Here is an 18,056-nt window from a genome sequence, read left to right as displayed (position 1 = left end):
CCCGATCCGCCGCGATCGCTGATCCTTCACAGATTGGAACCACCCGCATCATGAGCACTGACTCCCTCCCCGTCGTCCCGCACTGGATCGACGGAGCCGAAGCCCCGTCCACCTCCGGTCGCACCGCCCCGGTCTACGACCCCGCGCTCGGTGTCGCGACGAAGCACGTCGCGCTCGCCGATCAGGACGAGATCGCCGCAGCTGTCGCGTCGGCTGCCAAGGCCTTCCCGGCTTGGCGCGACTTGTCACTCGCGAAGCGTCAGCAGGTCGTGTTCAAGTTCCGTGAGCTGCTCGAGGCGAAGAAGGGTGAGCTGGCGGAGATCATCACGGCGGAGCACGGCAAGGTCGTCTCCGACGCGTTGGGTGAGATCACGCGCGGTCAGGAGGTCGTGGAGTTCGCGACCGGTCTCGCGCACCACCTCAAGGGTGAGTTCTCCGAGCAGGTCTCGACCGGTGTCGACGTGTACTCCACGAAGCAGCCGCTTGGGGTCGTTGGCATCATCTCGCCGTTCAACTTCCCCGCGATGGTGCCGATGTGGTTCTTCCCGATCGCGATCGCGGCTGGGAACACGGTCGTGCTGAAGCCGAGTGAGAAGGACCCGTCCGCGGCGATCTGGCTCGCGAAGCTCTGGAAGGAAGCCGGCCTCCCCGACGGGGTGTTCACGGTGCTGAACGGTGACAAGGAGGCCGTCGACGGGCTCCTCACCCACCCCGACGTCCGTGCGATCTCCTTCGTGGGTTCCACGCCGATCGCGAAGTACGTGTACGAGACCGGCACCGCACACGGCAAGCGCGTCCAGGCGCTCGGCGGGGCGAAGAACCACATGCTCGTGCTGCCCGACGCCGACCTCGACCTCGTCGCCGACTCCGCGATCAACGCCGGTTTCGGCTCCGCGGGCGAGCGGTGCATGGCGATCTCCGTGGTCGTCGCTGTGGAGCCCGTCGCGGACGAGCTCATCGGCAAGATCGCCGAACGCGCGGCGACCCTGCGGATCGGTGACGGACGTCGGAACTGCGACATGGGGCCGCTGGTGACGAAGGTGCACCGCGACAAGGTCGCGTCCTACCTCGACATCGCCGAAGCCGATGGCGCGACAATCGTCGTCGACGGCCGCAACACGCCCATCGACGGCGACCCGAACGGGTTCTGGCTCGGCCCGACCCTCATCGACAACGTCCCGACGACGTCGAAGGTGTACACGGAGGAGATCTTCGGACCCGTCCTCGCGGTCGTCCGCGTGGCCTCGTATGAGGAGGGTGTCGCGCTGATCAACGGCGGCGCGTTCGGCAACGGGACCGCGATCTTCACCAACGACGGCGGCGCCGCCCGACGGTTCCAGAACGAGATCCAGGTCGGCATGATCGGCATCAACGTGCCCATCCCCGTCCCGGTCGCGACGTTCTCCTTCGGCGGGTGGAAGGACTCCCTGTTCGGCGACACCAAGGCCCACGGTGCCGAGGGTGTGCGGTTCTTCACCCAGCAGAAGGCCATCACCTCCCGCTGGCTCGACCCCTCCCACGGCGGCATCAACCTCGGCTTCCCCCAGAACTGAGGCTCCCGGACGTCCCTTCGGCAGGCCCATGGAACGGCGCGGTGCCCGAGCCGACATCGTTCCGCAGTCCTGTCGAAGGGCATGATCGAATCACACACGACGGAGTGAACAACATGCAGTGGATGTACGAGCGGGGTGACCTCGCCCGAGACGGCTGGGAGAGCGTCGTCGACGGCTCGATCGACGGCTGGGCGCACACGGGTCTCCGCGTCGCGGTCCTCGCCGACGGTGATGCCATCGACCTCCCGGCGGGCGATGTCGAACGGATCGTCGTCCCGCTCGCCGGATCCTTCAGCATCAGCTGGTCGGACGCTGAGCAGCGGTATGGCACCACGGCGCTCTCCGGCCGTCGATCCGTCTTCGACGGACCGACCGACGTCCTCTACGTGGGTGCAAGGACAGCGTGCGTCCTCAGCGGAGTCGGTCGAGTCGCTGTGGCCGAGGCCCCGACGACGGCGATCCACCCGACGCGTCACGTCGCTGCGGAGGAGATCCCCGTCGAGCTGCGCGGCGCGGGCCGGTCGAGTCGTCAGGTCCACAACTTCGGCACGCCGGACGCGCTCGACGCCGCGAAGCTCATCGTGTGCGAGGTCGTGACGCCCGCAGAGAACTGGTCGTCCTACCCCGCCCACAAGCACGACGAGCACCTGCCTGGGGCGGAATCGCGCCTCGAGGAGATCTACTACTTCGAGTCCGCCGTCTCGAAGGGTCTGGAAGCATCGACGGCCGCGGACCCCTTCGGGATGTTCGCGACCTACTCCTCACCCGCCGGGGAGATCGACATCAACGCGATCGTCCGCACCGGTGACATCGCGCTCGTCCCCTTCGGATACCACGGTCCTGCCGTCGCCGCGCCGGGGTACGACCTCTACTACCTGAACGTCATGGCCGGACCCGACCACGAACGGGTCTGGAACATCAGCGACGACCCCGCACACGCGTGGATCCGCCAGAGCTGGGAGGGCCAGGACATCGACCCGCGGCTGCCCTACGTCGGTCCCACAGCTACTCAGACGAACACCCGCACCGACGCAGAAGGACAGCAGTGATGGCGACGAACCCCAGGACGAAACGGATGACGGTGAGCCAGGCGCTCGTCGAGTTCCTCGGTCACCAGTGGACCGTGGACGGCGACCACCGTGAGCGGACCATCCCCGGCATGTTCGGCATCTTCGGACACGGCAACGTCGCCGGACTGGGTCAGGCACTCAAGCAGGCGAACTCCCTACAACCCGATCTCATGCCGTACTTCCAGGCACGCAACGAGCAGGCGATGGTGCACCAGTCCGTCGGGTACGCCCGCATGCACCGCCGCCTCGGCACCTTCGCGAGCGCGGCCTCGGTCGGCCCGGGTGCCGCGAACATGCTGACCGGTGCGGCCCTCGCCACCACCAACCGGCTTCCGGCGCTGCTGCTGCCCAGTGACACCTTCGCGACGCGCGTCGCAGACCCGGTCCTCCAGCAGCTCGAGCTGCCCCACGACATCGGCATCACCGTCAACGACGCGTTCCGTCCGCTGTCCCGGTTCTTCGACCGGGTGCAGCGGCCCGAGCAGCTGTTCTCGATCGCCCTCGCCGCCATGCGTGTGCTCACCGACCCCGCCGAGACGGGTGCGGTCACGATCGCCCTGCCGGAGGATGTGCAGGCGGAGACCGTCGACGTCCCACTCGAATTCCTGCAGAACCGTGAATGGCACCTGCGCCGTCCGCTGCCGGAACGAGCTGCGCTTGCCCGCGCCGTCGCGGCGATCCGCGGGGCGAAGCGTCCGATCATCATCGCCGGCGGGGGAGTGATCTATTCGAACGCGGAGGAGGCGCTGCGTCTGCTCGTCGAGGCGACCGGCATCCCCGTCGGCACCTCGCAGGCCGGTGGTGGGTCGCTCGTCTGGGACCACCCGCAGAATGTCGGCGCGATCGGCGCCACCGGGACGACGGCGGCCAACCGTCTCGCGGCGGAGGCAGACGTCGTGATCGGCATCGGCACTCGCTACAGCGACTTCACCACGGCGAGCCGCACGGCGTTCCAAGCCGAGGGCGTGACCTTCGTCAACGTCAACGTCGCGAGCTTCGACGCCTACAAGCATGGGACGCAGATCGCCGTCGTCGCCGACGCGCGGGAGACGGTCGAAGCGCTCCACGATGAGCTCGCTCGGTTCCGAGTCGCTGCCGACTACGCCGAGACCATCCGCCGTGAAAAGGCGGCATGGGACGCGACCGTCGACGCCGCTTTCGAGCCGTCGGGACTCGCCCTCCCCGGACAGGCGGAGATCATCGGTGCCGTCCAATCGTCGACCCAGCCTGAGGACGTCATCGTCCAGGCGGCGGGATCACTCCCCGGCGACCTCCACAAGTTGTGGCGCGTGCGGGACGCCCTCGGCTACCACGTCGAATACGCCTTCTCCTGCATGGGCTATGAGATCGCCGGCGGTCTCGGCGTGAAGCGCGGTGCCGAGGCGAGCGGGTCCGACCGTGACGTGGTCGTCATGGTGGGCGACGGGTCGTACCTCATGCTGCACACGGAGCTCGTGACCGCGGTCGCCGAGGGCATCAAGCTCATCGTCGTCCTCATCCAGAACCACGGGTACGCCTCGATCGGACACCTGTCGGAGACGGTCGGTTCCGAACGCTTCGGCACCTGGTACCGCAGCCTCGACCCCGAAGCCCGCAACTTCCAGGGCGAGCAGATCCTGCCCGTCGACCTCGCCGCCAACGCGCGCAGCTACGGCGTCGACGTGATCGAGGTCGAGCCCGGCGCATCGTCGATCGACGACCTCAGGGCTGCCATGGCGACTGCGAAGGCGTCCGACCGGACGACGCTCATCCACATCAACAGCGACCCGCTGCTGTACGCCCCCGATGGCGAGGGTTGGTGGGACGTCCCCGTCCCGGCGGTCTCCGAGCTGCCGAGCACGAAGCGCGCCTACGAGGAGTACGCCGAGATCAAGGCCACCCAGAAGCCGCTGCTCGGCTGAGTGACCGTCCAGAATCCCACGAACGAGTATCGAAGGAACCCGATGTCAGAACCCACCACCACTCCGTCGATCCGCATCGGCACCGCTCCCGACTCCTGGGGCGTCTGGTTCCCCGACGACCCGAAGCAGGTCCCGTGGGAGCGATTCCTGGATGAGGTCGTCGCCTCCGGATACGAGTGGATCGAACTCGGTCCGTACGGCTACCTCCCCACGGACCCGAACCAGCTCGCCGATGAACTCGGCTCCCGTGGTCTCAAGCTGTCGGCCGGAACGGTCTTCACGGGGTTCCACAAGGGCGACGACCAGTGGAAGCGCGCCTGGGACCAGGCGCTCGACATCGCCGGCCTCGTCTCGAAGCTCGGGGCCGAGCACCTCGTCGTGATCCCGGACCTGTGGCGGAGCGACGCGACGAGTGAGGTCCTCGAGGCGCGCACACTGGACGACGAGCAGTGGGCGAAGCTCGCAGCTGGTCACGATCGCCTCGGCAAGGCCCTCCTCGAGGAGTTCGGGATCAAGCAGCAGTTCCACTCGCACGCCGACAGCCACGTCGGGACGACTAGGGAGGTCGAGCGCTTCCTCGCCGAGACCGACGAGCGGTACACGAACCTCTGCCTCGACACCGGCCACTTCTCCTACTACGGCGGCGACAACCTCAAGCTCATCGACGACCACCCGTCGCGGATCGGCTACCTGCATCTGAAGCAGGTCGACACCAGCCTGCTGTTCGACGTGCTGAAGAACGACGTGCCGTTCGCGGAGGCCGTCACCCAGGACATCATGGTCGAGCCGCCGTTCGGCGTACCGGAGCTCGGCCCGATCATCGAGCGCGTCGCGGCACTCGACCCGCAGATCTTCGGGATCGTCGAGCAGGACATGTACGGCTGCTCGATCGACCGCCCGTTCCCCATCGCCAAGCGCACACGCGAGCACATCTTCGGCGAGACCGCCGCTGCACGCGTCAGCTGAACCCACTTCGACCAGTCAGAATCCACGGAAGGCACCGACGCCATGAGCACCACCACCCAGACCACCGACCGTCCCACCGGGACCGACGCCCGGACGGGCGACCTCCGGGTCGGCATCGTCGGAGCCGGCCTGATGGGAGCCGACCACGTCAAACGGATCACCGAGCGGGTGAGCGGTGCGGTCGTCGCTGCGATCATCGAACCCGACGCGGGCCGTGCCGCGGCAGCGGCGGCCAACGCCCCCGGCGCCCAGGCGTTCACGCGGATCGAGGACGCGATCGCGGCCGGCGCCGTGGACGCGGTCCTCATCGCGACCCCCGGTCAGTTCCACGAGCCGGTGCTCCTGCCGGCACTCGCCGCCGGACTCCCGACCCTCTGCGAGAAGCCGTTGACGCCCGACTCCACCTCGTCGTGGCGGGTGCTCGAGGCAGAACAGCAGCTCGACCGTCCGCACATCCAGGTCGGGTTCATGCGCCGCTTCGACGCGGAGTACCAGCAGCTGCGTGCCCTCGTCGAATCGGGCGACGCCGGCGAGCTCCTCATGCTCCGCGGTGTCCACCGCAACGCGGTCGTCCCCGACACCTACACACAGACGATGCTCATCACCGACTCCGTCGTGCACGAGTTCGACGTGCTGCCGTGGGTGGCCGGCTCGACCGTCGCGAGCGTCGAGGTGAAGTACCCGCGTCGCAACCGGCTGAGCCCTGACCACCTGCGCGAGCCGATCCTCGTCATCATCGAGCTCGCGAACGGTGTCCTCGTCGACGTCGAGATGAACGTGAGCGTCCAGTTCGGCTATCAGGTCGCGACCGAGGCGGTCTTCGCCGAGAGCATCGCGCGGATCGGTCAGCCGTCCGGCCTCCAGCAGTGGAAGGACGGCCGCTTCAGCGTCGCCGACCACACGAGCTTCGTGACGCGGTTCGCCGCGGCGTACGACGAGCAGGTCCAGCGCTGGGTGAACGCGGTCCGCGGGGGCACCCTCGTCGACGGGCCGAACGCCTGGGACGGCTACAAGGTGGCGCTCGCCTGTGAAGCGGGAGTCGCGGCCCTCACCACCGACGGCCCGGTGCCGGTCGCCATTCCCGAGCGCCCCGCGTTCTACGCTTGATCCGCGTCCGGCCGGCAAGCCTCGCGATGCCGGCCGGACGCACTGACGAAGGAGTTCCCCGATGGTCCGCATCGCCCTCGATCCGACCCCGTATCACCACGACCATGCACTGCTCGACTTCCCGGACCTCGCCGCGCGGCTCGGATACGACCATCTGCAGCTGACGCCGCACGCCGACTTCGGGCCGTTCTTCCGGTACCCCAAGGCCGACGACGCCCTCGTCGCCGCCCTGCGCAAGCGCGTCGCCGACGCCGGGATCACGATTCCGGCGCTCCTGCCGGTGCAACGCATCTCCTCACCGGAGGAGCAGCAGCGGGAGGCGGCCGTGCGGAACTTCTCGCGTACCATCCACCTCGCCGTGGAACTCGGCGTCGACACCCTCAACACCGAGTTCAGCGGGCGCCCGGAGCGCAGTGAGGACTCTGAAGCGGCGTTCTACCGCTCGATGGAGACGTTGTTGCCGCTGGCCGAGCGGGAGGGTGTCCGGATCAACTTCGACCCGCACCCCGACGACTTCGTCGAGGACGGTCTTGAGGCATGGCGCATCATCCGCGGTCTCAACTCGGCATCGGTCGGCTTCGTGTACGTCGCGTCCCACACCTTCCACTACGGCGACCGCGCGACGACCCTGCTGCCCGAGATCGGCGACCGGCTCGGCGCGGTGTACGCGGCCGATTCGTTCGACCACCACCGCTCCCACGGACTCCGGTACATCAGCAACCCGCCGGGGAACGCTGCCCGGGTGCACCAGCACCTCGCGATCGGCGACGGCGACGTCGACTGGGCGGGACTGTTCGCGACGCTCGGACGCACGGGCTTCCTCGATCGCGAGGATGCGATCGTCGTCTCCAACGTCTTCGCAGAGGACGAGCGCGCCGACGAGGTCTCGCGGTTCCAGCTCGAGCGCCTGCGTGCGCTCATCGACGCCGGCCGCGCGGCCGCTTCGGGTGAGGGAGCGGGCACCGGAGCGTGAGGCTCGGCCTCGTCGGCTACGGATTCGGCGGACGCACCTTCCACGCCCCGTTCGTCGCCGCTCTCGGCGAGGGGGTCCTCGCCGGGGTCGTGACCCGTTCTGCTGCCCGCCGGGCGGAGCTCGCCGTCGACCATCCCGGGGTGCCCGTGTACGACACCGTCGACGATCTGCTCGCAGCGGGTGTGGACATCGTGACGATCTCGACGCCGCCATCGGGTCGGCTCGACATCGCCAAGCGCGTGATCGACGCCGGAGTCCCGGTGATCGTCGACAAGCCGATGGCGAGCAGTATTGCCGAGGCGCGTGAACTCGTCGCCTACGCGGCTGATCGAGGCGTCCTGCTCAGCGTCTTCCAGAACCGGCGTTGGGATTCCGAGGCCCGTACGCTGCAGGCGATCGTGCGCTCGGGCGCCGTCGGTGACATCCGCCTCGTCGAGAACGTCCTCGACCGGTGGGAACCTCGCGCGACCGGAGACGGATCCGGCGGCGGTCAACTCTTGGATCTGGGCAGTCACACCGTGGACCAGGTTCGTGACGCGCTCGGGCCTGTCGAGCGGGTGTTCGCAACGATCGACCGCCGACCGGGTGACGAGTACGAGTACGCCTTCGACCTGCTCCTCGAGCACCAGGGTGGTATCCGGTCGATGGTCGCTTCCGACGTCCTGCAACCCGACGGGCGCCCACGCCTGCGGGTGACCGGAAGCACCGGGACCGTCACCGTACGCGGGCTCGACCTCCAGACGGACCAAGTGCTCGCCGGGCTTCGGCCCGCCGACCATGGCTGGGGCGTCGAGCCGCACGAGCGGTGGGGCACGCTGACGACGACGGCCGGTGAGCAGCGACCATATCCGCGCGCGGACGGTCGCTGGCAGGATTTCTACGCCGGAGTGCGTGAGGCGATCGACACCGGGTCAGGCGTCCTCCCCGTCGCCGTCGAGGGCTCCCTCGCCACATTCGCGATCCTCGAGGCTGCTCGCCGGAGCGCTGAGCTCGGAACCTGGGTGCACGTCTCGTCCGTCTGACATTCCTCGGTGCGTGTTCCCGGCACAGCAGAACGGCCCGTCCTCTCGATGAGGGCGGGCCGCTCTGCGCTGTGGTGCGGACCAGGATCAGAAGGTCTTGTACTGCTCTTTGAAGTGGTCCTCGAGCGACTCGAGGCTCTTGCCCTTCGTCTCCGGGACGCTCGTCGCGACGAAAAGGATGGCGAGGAGACCGACCGCTGCGAAGAGCAGGAAGGTTCCGAATCCGAGGGACTCGACGAGCGAGGGGAACGCCAGCGAGATGATCGCGTTCGTGGACCAGAGCACCAGGACGGTGATGCCGATCATGACGCCGCGCATCTTCAGTGGGAAGATCTCGGCGATCATGAGCCACGCGAGGGGGCCGATGGTGCCCTGCATGATCCCGATGAAGAGCAGGATCGCGATGAGGAGAAGCCACGGGCGGACGGGGTTGTCCTCTGGGAGCCCCAGGCCGATGGCGCCCACGAGCAGGTGCATCGTCGTGGTCCCGATGAAGCCGAACAGCATCAGCGAGCGACGGTTGAAGCGGTTGATGATGGAGAGCGCCACGAGCATCGCCGTGACGGACATCACGCCGTTCAGCACGTTGAAGCTCAGTGCGGCGTTCCGTGTGAAGCCGGCGGCCTCGAGCACCTGGGTGCCGTAGTACATCATCGAGTTGATGCCGGTGAGCTGCTGGTAGGCGGCGATGCCGATGCCGATGAAGAGGAGGCGTCGGATCCACGGGGTCCGTACGATGTCCATGAAGGTGCCGGACTGCTCGTCCTTCTCGATCACGGAGAGCTGCCGGACCTCCTCCATTTCGGCGACGGCCCGCTCCTCGGAGCGCACCTGCCGGAGCACCGCGAGGGCCTCGTCGTCGCGACCGCGAGCGAGGAGCCAGCGCGGACTCTCGGGCATCCGGAGCATGCCGAAGAACAGGACGAACGCCGGGATCACGGCGATGGCGAGCATATAGCGCCAGACGTGGTCGTTGGAGCCCCAGACATTGCCGATGATGGCGTTGATGGCGAAGGCGAGGAACTGCCCGCCGACGATCATCAGTTCATTGCGGGAGACGAGGCTTCCGCGCTTCTCGAACGGGGCGACCTCCGCAAGGTAGACCGGGACCGTGACCGAGGCACCACCCACGGCGAGACCGAGGATGAAGCGGAAGACGAGGAGGATCTCGTAGCTCGGAGCGATGACGCAGCCGCCGGCGCCGATGAAGAACAGGACGGCGATGATGAGGATGTTGCGCTTCCGACCGAGTCGGTCCGACAGCCGCCCGCCGAAGAAGGCGCCGACAGCAGCACCGATCAGCAGAGTGAAGGTGATGAGGCCCTCCTGGAAGGAGTTGAGCCCGAAGTACTCCATCATGAACGACAGGGCGCCGTTGAGCACCCCGGTGTCGTAGCCGAAGAGGAGCCCACCGAATGTCGCGATGACGGCGACGAGGCCGAGACGCTTGTTGTAGGGGCCATTGCCGAGGGGCGGCAAGGCCACCTTCACGGCGTTGGTGATCGTTCCACCATGAGACACGTTGTTCGCTCCTTTGCGTGTTCCCGCCTCCGACCCCGATGGGCCGGTTGTCGACGCTGAACCGGGTGAGAATGTGTCCTAATGTTAGGACATTCTGCCACGGATCGCTAGTGCGTCGAGAACTCGACGTGAACGCTCGCTCAGAATCGATCCAGCTGCGGCCTGAAACGCACGGGCCCCATCGATGTCGGGATCAGAGTGTCTCGCCCGCATCTGCCAGGAGAGTGCTCCCCGTCATGATCATGGACAGGTCGCTCGCCGCGAAGAGGACGACGCGCGCGATGTCGTCTGGGGTGCCGAAGCGTCCGATGAGGCTCTGGTTCATGACATCGAGTTTCGGGAGTTCGATGCCGGCCGCAGCGGCGGCCTCCGCGGCCGCGGCTGCGACGGCGAGGTTCCCCTCCGTGGGCACGAAGCTCGGTGCGACACCGAGGACCCGGACGCCGAGCGGCGCGAGGTCGACCGCGAGTGACTTCGTGAGTCCGAGCGCCGCGTGCTTCGAACTGACATAGGCGGACATGCCAGGGAAGGCCACCTGGAACCCGGCCGTCGAGACGATGTTCACGATGACGCCGCCGGACCCGTCCGCCGTCATGCGTCGTGCCGCTTCGCGGGCTCCGAGGAAGACGCCGCGGGTATTGACGGCGAAGACCCGATCCCAGGTCGCGTCGTCCATCTCGAGTACGGGGGCGTTGGGGAAGACGCCGGCGTTGTTCACCCAGACGTCGATCCCGCCGAGCTCGGCGACGGCGATGTCTGCGGCGGCCGCGACCGAGGCGGCGTCGCTCACGTCGGCGCGGGTCCCGAGGGCCGTGACACCGAACCGCGCGCGGAGCTCGTCGGCCGCTGCGCGCGCGGCGTCCTCATGCAGGTCGACGATCAGGAGGTCGGCACCGGCCTCCGCGAGTCGGGCGGCGATGGCCTTGCCCAGTCCTTGCGCGCCTCCGGTGACGACGGCTCGTCGCCCGGCGAGGGAGAGGAGGTCTGCGAGCGGGGTCTCGGAGACATCGGGAAAGGGGTAGGGCATGACGACCTCCATGTCGTGACAACGGTATTGGCAGAGTATGTCATAAAGCCACCCGCGGGCGGGAGGCTAGCGTGGGTACATGACCGCCAAACGGGGCCCAGGCCGCCCGCCCGTCTCCGAGCCTGACGAACTCCGGTCCCGAGCGCTCGACGTGCTCTACCGCCGTGGGTACCAGGGCACGACGATGGGCGTGCTGGCGGACGAGGTCGGGGTGAGTGTCCGCACCCTGCACCGGTACTTCCCGACGAAGGCCGACATCGTCTGGGGTGGCATCGAGGGGGCGATCGATGCGCTGGCCCACGGCTTCGCGACGGCCGACGATTCACTGCCGATCACCGACGCCATCACCGCCGTCGTACTCGACGTGTTCGACCAGGACGCCGACGCCCTCGCCGTCGGCCGCGCGCGGATGCGCCTCATCGCGACGACCCCGGAGTTGCGTGAGACGAGGCCGGAGACCTACCAGCGGTGGCGCGAGCAGACCATCGCATTCGTCGCGCGGCGCCTCGGGGCCTCGCCGTCCGACATCGTCCCGCGAGCCGTCGGGGCCGCGGTCCAGGCCGCGATCGACGAGGCGCTGGCCTGGTGGGCGGCCGGTGATCGCCATGCCTCTCCCGCGCAGGCGGTCGCGGAGGCGCTCCGCGGCTTCGACGTCATCCGTGCGAGCGGGGTGGACTCGCCGACCCGCTGACGTCAGCCGGTCGTGGCGGCGCCGTCCTCCGGTGATGCGATCAACCGCATGAACGCTTCGAGCAGCGGAAGGGTTTCGCGGTCCGGGTCCAGGAGCGCCTGGATGCGGAGCCCGTCGATCATCGCCAGCGTCATCGTCACCTTGTCATCGGCGGTGAGCTGCTCCCCGTCGGCGGCCGTCGACAGTCGCTTGTCGGTGAAGTGCTCGCGCATGCGGGCTCGGCGGGCCATGAAGAAGTCGTGCGCGGGGTGGTGCGGGTTCGTCGCCGCGATCGTGATCGCGAGCCAGTTGCGTTGCTGCTCGGGGTGGGCGAAGTCCTCCTCGAGCACCGCGCTCAGGACGCGGTCCGCCGGCAGTCTCGACTGCATGATGCGCTGGGCGAGCTCGAGGTCGTCGGCGTCGCGCTGCGCGAGGGCGGCCAGGAGGAGGTCGTCCTTCGTCGCGAAGTGGCGGAGGAGCGCGGCGTGCGTGACGCTCGCGCGGGAGGCGATGTCCCGCAGTGAGGCCCGCTCGTAGCCGTGCTCGGCGAAGCTCGCCGACGCCGCCCGGATGATCTCGGCGCGGCGCGCGGGTGTCGTCGCATAGGGTCCGCGAGGCCCCCGGCGCGCCGAGGGGTGCGGTGCCTCAGGCGTGGTGTCCGTCACCGTGCTCGTCGTCATGCCGGGCCCTCCTCCCGCGGATCGGACCGGTGCCGCGCGGGACTTGCCAATTGTATCCGGGGTGGTTACTGTTTCCAAACAGTAACCATGGTGGTTACAGTTTGCCGGAGTCGCACACCGCTGTCGCCCGGACGCAGACCAGCACCGTAGCCGGTCGACACACCCGATGAAGGAGTCATGGTGTCCCCGAACGAACCCGATCCCACCGCGCGCACAGCCGCCGGTATCGCCGCCGCCCAGCCCACCCCCGGCGCCCAGGCCGAACCCGACGGACTCGACGCCGCGCCGGCCGCCGTGCAGGAGCCACAGGCCCCGGTCAGCCGCTCCTACATCTTCTGGCTCATGCTCGCCAGCTTCGGCGCGTCCATGGCCATGATGGTGCCGCTGTCGTACGGCATCGCCGTCCGCATCTCCGAGCTCGCGCCGGGACACGAGGAGGTGCTCGGCTACATCACCGGGACAGCCCAGCTCATCTACCTCCTGATCAGCCCCATGATCGGCATCTGGAGCGACCGCGTTCGCTCGCGCCTCGGGCGCCGCACGCCGTTCATCTTCCTCGGCGTCGGGATCGGCCTCATCGGCCTCATCGTCATGGGACTCGCACCCGACCTCCTCATCGTCGGTGCCGGCTGGGTGCTCGGCATGTCCGGCTGGTCCATCTGCGGCGCGGCGATCCAGACCCTGCAGGCGGACAAGCTCCCCGAGTCGCAGCGCGGCAAGGTGTCCGCGCTGACCGGACTCATGACGCAGATCGCTCCGGTCCTCGGCATCGGCGTCGCGTACGCGGTGTCCTCCAGTACCTTCCTCGTGTTCCTCGTGCCCGGCGTCATCGGCGCCGTCCTCCTCGCGATCTTCCCGCTCATCAAGCCGGAGGGGAGCTCCAAGCACCTCGCGAAGACGGACACCGTCACGGTCGGCTCCGTCGTCCGCAGCTACGGCTTCAACGTCCGCAAGTACCCGGACTTCGCCTGGAACTGGCTCGGTCGCTTCGTCTTCTTCATCGGCCTCTACTTCAACACCACGTTCGGCACCTTCTTCTACGCGCAGCGGCTCGACCTCCCGGTCCGCGAGGTCGCCGGGGTCGTCGCCACGATCGGGATGCTCGGCGTGGTCGCCGCCGCCGGTGGGGCGCTACTCGGCGGGTTCCTCTCCGACAAGCTCAAGCGTCGGCGGCTGTTCGTGCTCATCGCCTCGCTCCTCTTCGTCGCCGGCGCCCTGGCCGAGGCCTTCGCGTGGTCACTGCCGCAGCTGATCATCGGTGCGGTGCTGATGCAGACCGCGATCGCGGTGTTCGCGACGGTGGACCAGGCGATCATCTTCGCCATCCTGCCGAACCGCGAGGAGGCCGGCCGGTACATGGCGGTCGTCGCCTTCGCGCAGAAGATCCCGAGCGCCGTCGCACCGCTGCTCGCCTCGGTCGTCATCACCCTCGGTGCCACCGGTGCGGAGAAGAACTACACGATCCTCTACCTCACGGGTGCGGTCCTCGCGCTCCTCGGCGGGATCATCGTCTCCACAAAGGTCAAAGCCGTTCGCTGACCCGGTGGGATCGACCGCCTGACGTCACCGCCGACACCCCGACCAGCACCACCCAGCAGAAAGCCACAGTATGCACGCGACACCCCACGATCTCACCGTCGACAGCGGCGGCGACCAGTTCGTCGTCACCGGGGCGACGCCGCGGCTCTCCTGGAAGCCGGGAGACGGCGCGATCGGCGGCTTCGAGCTCGAGGCCGTGATCGACGGGGTGCGGCAATCGGTCGTGCTCGCGGACGGGCACCGCTACGTCGCTTGGCCGTGGTCGGCGCTGCGCAGCCGTCAGCGCGTCGAGTGGCGGGTGCGTTCGGCCGATGCGGGTGCCGAGTGGTCCGAATCGGCGTCGTTCGAGGTCGGCCTCCTGGACGAGGACTGGCGGGCGGCCTGGATCTCGCCCGTCGAGACAGATGATCCCGGCTACGGGAACCGCCCGGCGCACCTCCTCGGCGTGGAGTTCACGCTGGAGGGCGAGGTCCGGTCCGCGCGGTTCTATGCGACCGCCCTCGGTCTGTACACCGCGGCGGTCAACGGGGTGCGGGCCGGCCGGGCCGAGCTCTCCCCTGGGTCGACCTCCTATGACCGCACCCTGTACGCCCAGGCCTTCGACGTCGCCGCCGCCCTGGTGACCGGCACCAACCGCCTCGACGTCGACCTGTCCGACGGCTGGTACCGAGGCCAGGTGGGGGCGTTCCGCATCCCGTCGGGCTGGGGGTCCGTCCTCGGTCTCCGCGCCGAGCTGCACGTCGACTTCGCCGACGGGGGCACCCTCGTCGTCCGTTCGGACGACCGCTGGGAGAGCCGGCCGTCCACCATCACCCGGGCCGACCTCATGGACGGCCAGACGGTCGACCTGACGGTGGCCGATGTGGAGGCCGCCGACGAGACGGTCTCGTCCGTGCTCATCGACGCCGTCGTGGACCCACCGGCCATCGACTGGTCGCCGGCGCCCGCCGTGACGGTGGTCGCCTCGCGCGCCCCGAGCAGTGTCCGCGAGCTGCGCGAGGGCGTGTGGGTCGTCGACTTCGGCCAGAACGCCTCCGGATGGCTCCGGCTCGGAGATCTCGGCCCCGCGGGCACCCGGACCGAGATCGACTACGGCGAGTACGTCGGAGCGGACGGCGACCTCTCGACGACCCACCTCGACTCCCACCGTCCGGGCGAACCGGTACGGGTCTTCCGACAGCACGACGAGGTGGTCGCGGGGGAGACGCCGGCCGTCTTCGAACCGCGGCACACCGTCCACGGCTTCCAATACGCACGGATCGTGCGACACGGTGCGCCGCTCGACCCCGCGACGATCTCGATGCAGATCGTGCACACCGACCTCGCGCAGGCCGGGACGTTCTCGTGCAGCGACCCCGATCTGAACGAGCTCCACCGACTCGCGGAGTGGAGCTTCCTCGGCAACGCGGTCGACGTCCCCACCGACTGCCCGACCAGGGAACGCCTCGCCTGGAGCGGGGACTATCAGGTGTTCGTCTCCACGGCGACCCGGCTCCGCGATGTGAGCGGGTTCAGCAGGAAGTGGCTGCGCTCCGTCCGCGACGACCAGCTCGACGACGGACGCATCACGAACTTCTCGCCCGACGGTCGCCGCATCAAGCAGCGACTGGACGACCAGTTCGCGATGATGACGGGTTCCGCGGGCTGGGGCGACGCGATCGTCGCGGTGCCTTGGGAGCTGTACCGCAGCTACGGCGACACCGCAGTGCTCGCGGAGAACTGGGGGGCGATGGTCCGCTGGGTCGACTGGGCGCTCGACCGCGCCCGGGAGACCCGCCACCACGCCCGGCAGCAGCGCTCGCCGGAACCTGAGGCGTTCGAGGAGTTCCTCTGGGACGGCACCTTCCACTGGGGTGAGTGGACGGAACCGAGGGAGCTCGATGCCGACGGCAACGGCATCGACCCGATCGTAAACGACCCGATGGCCTGGTTCATGGCCGACAAGGGCGAGGTCGGCACGGCTTACCTCTTCCGTTCCGCGTCCACGCTGGCGCAGATCGCGGCGATCCTCGGGCAGGACGAGGCGGCCGGTCGCTACGCGCTGGTCGCCGAGCAGGTCCGGTCCGCCTGGCAGACGGCCTACCTCCGGCCCGACGGCACGACAGAGACGGACACGCAGGCGGCGTACGTCCGGGCGTTGTCGTTCGGCCTCCTCCCGGAGGACCGTCGAGCCGCGGCGCTGGATCGTCTCGTGGAGCTCATCCGGCTGGCCGGCACCCACCTCGGCACCGGCTTCCTGTCGACGGGGGACCTCCTCCCCGTGCTCGTCGAGGGAGGTCGCGCCGACGTGGCATACGAGCTGCTCACGCAGCGCTCGGAGCCCTCCTGGCTCACCATGGTCGACCGCGGCGCGACGACCATCTGGGAGGCCTGGGAGGGCATCGACGCGGACGGCGTGGCGCACGAGTCGCTCAACCATTACAGCAAGGGGACGTTCGCGCGCTTCCTCCACGAGTACACACTCGGGCTACGACAGGCCGAGGACTCGATCGCGTGGGAGTCGATCGTCATCGCGCCGGTCCCCGGCGCAGGGCTGTCCTGGGCGCAGGGCTCCCACGAGTCGCCGAACGGGACGATCACCGTCCGCTGGGGGCACGAGGGCGGCGAACTGCTCATCGACGCGGAGATCCCGGCCGCGACCACAGCACGGATCGTCTTCCCGGACGGCACCGAGTTCCGGTCGGGACCTGGCCGCTTCAGTGCCCGCCGCCCACACCGCACCTCCGAGGCCGAGGCCTCGGTCGCCACCATCTGACCATCGCACCACGAACGAGAGAGCACCGACGACCATGACGACGACCTTCCCCGACGGGTTCCTCTGGGGCGCGGCGACCGCCGGCCACCAGATCGAGGGCAACAACGTGAACAGCGACTGGTGGGCGCGCGAGCAGTCCATGCCGGGCATGGAACTGTCCGGAGACGCCTGCGACAGCTACCACCGCTACCGCGAGGACATCGCGCTGCTCGCCGATGCAGGCCTCACCTCCTACCGCTTCAGCCTCGAGTGGTCGCGGATCGAGCCGGTGCAGGGGCACTTCTCACGGGCGGAGCTCGCTCATTACCGGCGCATGATCGAGTGCTGCTTCGAGCACGGTGTCACCCCAGTGGTCACCCTGCAGCACTTCACGACCCCCCAGTGGTTCGCCGATCGAGGCGGCTGGTTGGCGCCCGACGCCTCGGAGCGGTTCCAGGCGTACGTCGCCGAGGCGACCGCGATCCTCGACGGCGTCGAATGGGTCGTCACGATGAACGAGCCGAACATGCAGGCGGCGATCATGACCGCGATGCGACGCATGCAGCAGGCCGGTGGACAGTGGCAGAGTCCGACCGTTGAAGCGGACGGAGAGGAGGAGCAGCAGTCGCACAGCGACTTCCTGACCTACGCCGATCCGGAGATCGGACGGGCGTTCACGGCCATCCATCATGCGGCGCGGGCGATCGTGCGCGAGCGCACCGGCGCGAAGGTCGGCTGGACCATCGCCGCCGGCGCGCTCACCGCGGCTCCGGGCGGCGAGGAGAAGCTGCTCGAGATCCGGTACGGCAAGGAGGACGTCTACTGGGAGGGCAGCCGTGGTGACGACTTCGTCGGGGTGCAGGCGTACTCCAGCCAGCAGGTGGATGCGCGCGGACTCGTGCCGCACCCGCCCCACCCGGACAACACCCTCGTCGGCACCGCCTACCGCCCGGACGCCCTCGCGATGGCCGTGCGGCACGCGTGGGAGGTCACCGGTGGGGTACCGGTGATGATCACCGAGAACGGCATCGCGACCGCCGACGACGGGCAGCGCATCCGATACACCAGGGAGGCGCTCGAGGGCCTCGCCGGCACGATGGCCGACGGGATCGATGTGCGCGGGTATCTCCACTGGTCACTCCTCGACAACTTCGAGTGGGGCCACTGGGAGCCGACCTTCGGCCTCATCGCCATCGACCGCGAGACCTTCGTCCGCACCCCGAAGCCGAGCCTCGCGTGGCTGGGCGACGTCGCCCGACGGAACGCGCTCGACGCAGTCGGCGCCTGACAACC

General features: G+C 68.7%; 14 protein-coding genes. 11 read left to right on the top strand and 3 right to left on the bottom strand.

Annotated elements, in window-relative coordinates:
- Positions 1-50 precede the first annotated feature (50 nt).
- The 7 genes from ACZZZB_RS00875 (at position 51) to ACZZZB_RS00845 (ending at position 8,592) form a co-directional block, all read left to right on the top strand.
- Positions 51-1,553, top strand: a complete 1,503-nt coding sequence (locus ACZZZB_RS00875) for a CoA-acylating methylmalonate-semialdehyde dehydrogenase (RefSeq protein ID WP_229939911.1) — start codon at positions 51-53, stop codon at positions 1,551-1,553.
- A 113-nt stretch (positions 1,554-1,666) separates the two neighbouring features.
- Positions 1,667-2,602, top strand: a complete 936-nt coding sequence (gene iolB, locus ACZZZB_RS00870; protein WP_229939918.1) for a 5-deoxy-glucuronate isomerase — start codon at positions 1,667-1,669, stop codon at positions 2,600-2,602.
- Positions 2,602-4,524 (top strand): 3D-(3,5/4)-trihydroxycyclohexane-1,2-dione acylhydrolase (decyclizing), encoded by a 1,923-nt coding sequence (gene iolD, locus ACZZZB_RS00865; RefSeq protein ID WP_229939912.1) that lies wholly within the window; start codon positions 2,602-2,604, stop codon positions 4,522-4,524. Before iolB ends, iolD begins: the two co-directional genes overlap by 1 nt.
- Before the next feature lie 42 nt (positions 4,525-4,566).
- Complete coding sequence (locus ACZZZB_RS00860) at positions 4,567-5,490, top strand: sugar phosphate isomerase/epimerase family protein (RefSeq protein WP_191940976.1); 924 nt, start codon at positions 4,567-4,569, stop codon at positions 5,488-5,490.
- A gap of 42 nt (positions 5,491-5,532) precedes the next feature.
- The gene (locus tag ACZZZB_RS00855) at positions 5,533-6,597 is read left to right on the top strand and encodes a Gfo/Idh/MocA family protein (protein ID WP_229939913.1); all 1,065 of its coding nucleotides are present in this window, start codon (positions 5,533-5,535) and stop codon (positions 6,595-6,597) included.
- Between the two features lie 61 nt (positions 6,598-6,658).
- Positions 6,659-7,570: a sugar phosphate isomerase/epimerase family protein gene (locus ACZZZB_RS00850; protein WP_229939914.1), complete on the top strand. Its 912-nt coding sequence runs from the start codon at positions 6,659-6,661 to the stop codon at positions 7,568-7,570.
- On the top strand, positions 7,567-8,592 hold the full coding sequence (locus tag ACZZZB_RS00845; RefSeq protein WP_229939915.1) for a Gfo/Idh/MocA family protein: 1,026 nt from the start codon (positions 7,567-7,569) through the stop codon (positions 8,590-8,592). Before ACZZZB_RS00850 ends, ACZZZB_RS00845 begins: the two co-directional genes overlap by 4 nt.
- A gap of 87 nt (positions 8,593-8,679) precedes the next feature.
- On the opposite strand, the gene ACZZZB_RS00840 is transcribed toward ACZZZB_RS00845, so the two are convergent.
- Positions 8,680-10,113 carry a sugar porter family MFS transporter gene (locus ACZZZB_RS00840; protein WP_194644510.1) on the bottom strand — a complete coding sequence of 478 codons (1,434 nt, stop codon included), beginning with the start codon at positions 10,111-10,113 and terminating at the stop codon, positions 8,680-8,682.
- Between the two features lie 193 nt (positions 10,114-10,306).
- Positions 10,307-11,140, bottom strand: coding sequence for an SDR family NAD(P)-dependent oxidoreductase (locus tag ACZZZB_RS00835; protein WP_229939916.1), 834 nt, complete (start codon positions 11,138-11,140; stop codon positions 10,307-10,309).
- Positions 11,141-11,219: 79 nt separating this feature from the next.
- Here ACZZZB_RS00835 and ACZZZB_RS00830 point away from each other — a divergent pair, with 79 nt between their 5' ends.
- Entirely contained in the window at positions 11,220-11,831 is a 612-nt protein-coding gene (locus ACZZZB_RS00830) for an acyl-CoA-like ligand-binding transcription factor (protein WP_191940982.1), read from the top strand.
- Positions 11,832-11,833: 2 nt separating this feature from the next.
- On the opposite strand, the gene ACZZZB_RS00825 is transcribed toward ACZZZB_RS00830, so the two are convergent.
- A complete protein-coding gene (locus tag ACZZZB_RS00825; protein ID WP_191940983.1) occupies positions 11,834-12,490 on the bottom strand; it encodes a TetR/AcrR family transcriptional regulator in 657 nt (218 codons plus the stop codon).
- 177 nt (positions 12,491-12,667) lie between these two features.
- On the opposite strand from ACZZZB_RS00825, the gene ACZZZB_RS00820 reads away from it, so the two are divergent.
- From ACZZZB_RS00820 to ACZZZB_RS00810, 3 genes are all read left to right on the top strand, one after another.
- Entirely contained in the window at positions 12,668-14,029 is a 1,362-nt protein-coding gene (locus ACZZZB_RS00820) for an MFS transporter (RefSeq protein WP_463528768.1), read from the top strand.
- Between the two features lie 70 nt (positions 14,030-14,099).
- Entirely contained in the window at positions 14,100-16,784 is a 2,685-nt protein-coding gene (locus ACZZZB_RS00815; RefSeq protein ID WP_463528767.1) for a family 78 glycoside hydrolase catalytic domain, read from the top strand.
- A 34-nt stretch (positions 16,785-16,818) separates the two neighbouring features.
- On the top strand, positions 16,819-18,051 hold the full coding sequence (locus ACZZZB_RS00810) for a glycoside hydrolase family 1 protein (protein ID WP_229940151.1): 1,233 nt from the start codon (positions 16,819-16,821) through the stop codon (positions 18,049-18,051).
- Positions 18,052-18,056: the final 5 nt, after the last annotated feature.

It is taken from the genome of Plantibacter sp. AC185 (genome assembly GCF_979258065.1).
The sequence above is the reverse complement of the archived record's forward strand: the minus strand, read 5'-3'. Positions and strand labels throughout refer to the sequence as shown.

Excerpts from the sequence above, each read along its gene's own strand:
- ACZZZB_RS00820 (WP_463528768.1), top strand. The coding sequence starts at position 12,668 with ATGGTGTCCCCGAACGAACCCGATCCCACCGCGCGCACAGCCGCCGGT.
- iolB (WP_229939918.1), top strand. The coding sequence starts at position 1,667 with ATGCAGTGGATGTACGAGCGGGGTGACCTCGCCCGAGACGGCTGGGAG.
- ACZZZB_RS00850 (WP_229939914.1), top strand. The coding sequence starts at position 6,659 with ATGGTCCGCATCGCCCTCGATCCGACCCCGTATCACCACGACCATGCA.
- iolD (WP_229939912.1), top strand. The coding sequence starts at position 2,602 with ATGGCGACGAACCCCAGGACGAAACGGATGACGGTGAGCCAGGCGCTC.
- ACZZZB_RS00855 (WP_229939913.1), top strand. The coding sequence starts at position 5,533 with ATGAGCACCACCACCCAGACCACCGACCGTCCCACCGGGACCGACGCC.
- ACZZZB_RS00835 (WP_229939916.1), bottom strand. The coding sequence starts at position 11,140 with ATGCCCTACCCCTTTCCCGATGTCTCCGAGACCCCGCTCGCAGACCTC.
- ACZZZB_RS00875 (WP_229939911.1), top strand. The coding sequence starts at position 51 with ATGAGCACTGACTCCCTCCCCGTCGTCCCGCACTGGATCGACGGAGCC.
- ACZZZB_RS00825 (WP_191940983.1), bottom strand. The coding sequence starts at position 12,490 with ATGACGACGAGCACGGTGACGGACACCACGCCTGAGGCACCGCACCCC.
- ACZZZB_RS00815 (WP_463528767.1), top strand. The coding sequence starts at position 14,100 with ATGCACGCGACACCCCACGATCTCACCGTCGACAGCGGCGGCGACCAG.
- ACZZZB_RS00810 (WP_229940151.1), top strand. The coding sequence starts at position 16,819 with ATGACGACGACCTTCCCCGACGGGTTCCTCTGGGGCGCGGCGACCGCC.
- ACZZZB_RS00830 (WP_191940982.1), top strand. The coding sequence starts at position 11,220 with ATGACCGCCAAACGGGGCCCAGGCCGCCCGCCCGTCTCCGAGCCTGAC.
- ACZZZB_RS00860 (WP_191940976.1), top strand. The coding sequence starts at position 4,567 with ATGTCAGAACCCACCACCACTCCGTCGATCCGCATCGGCACCGCTCCC.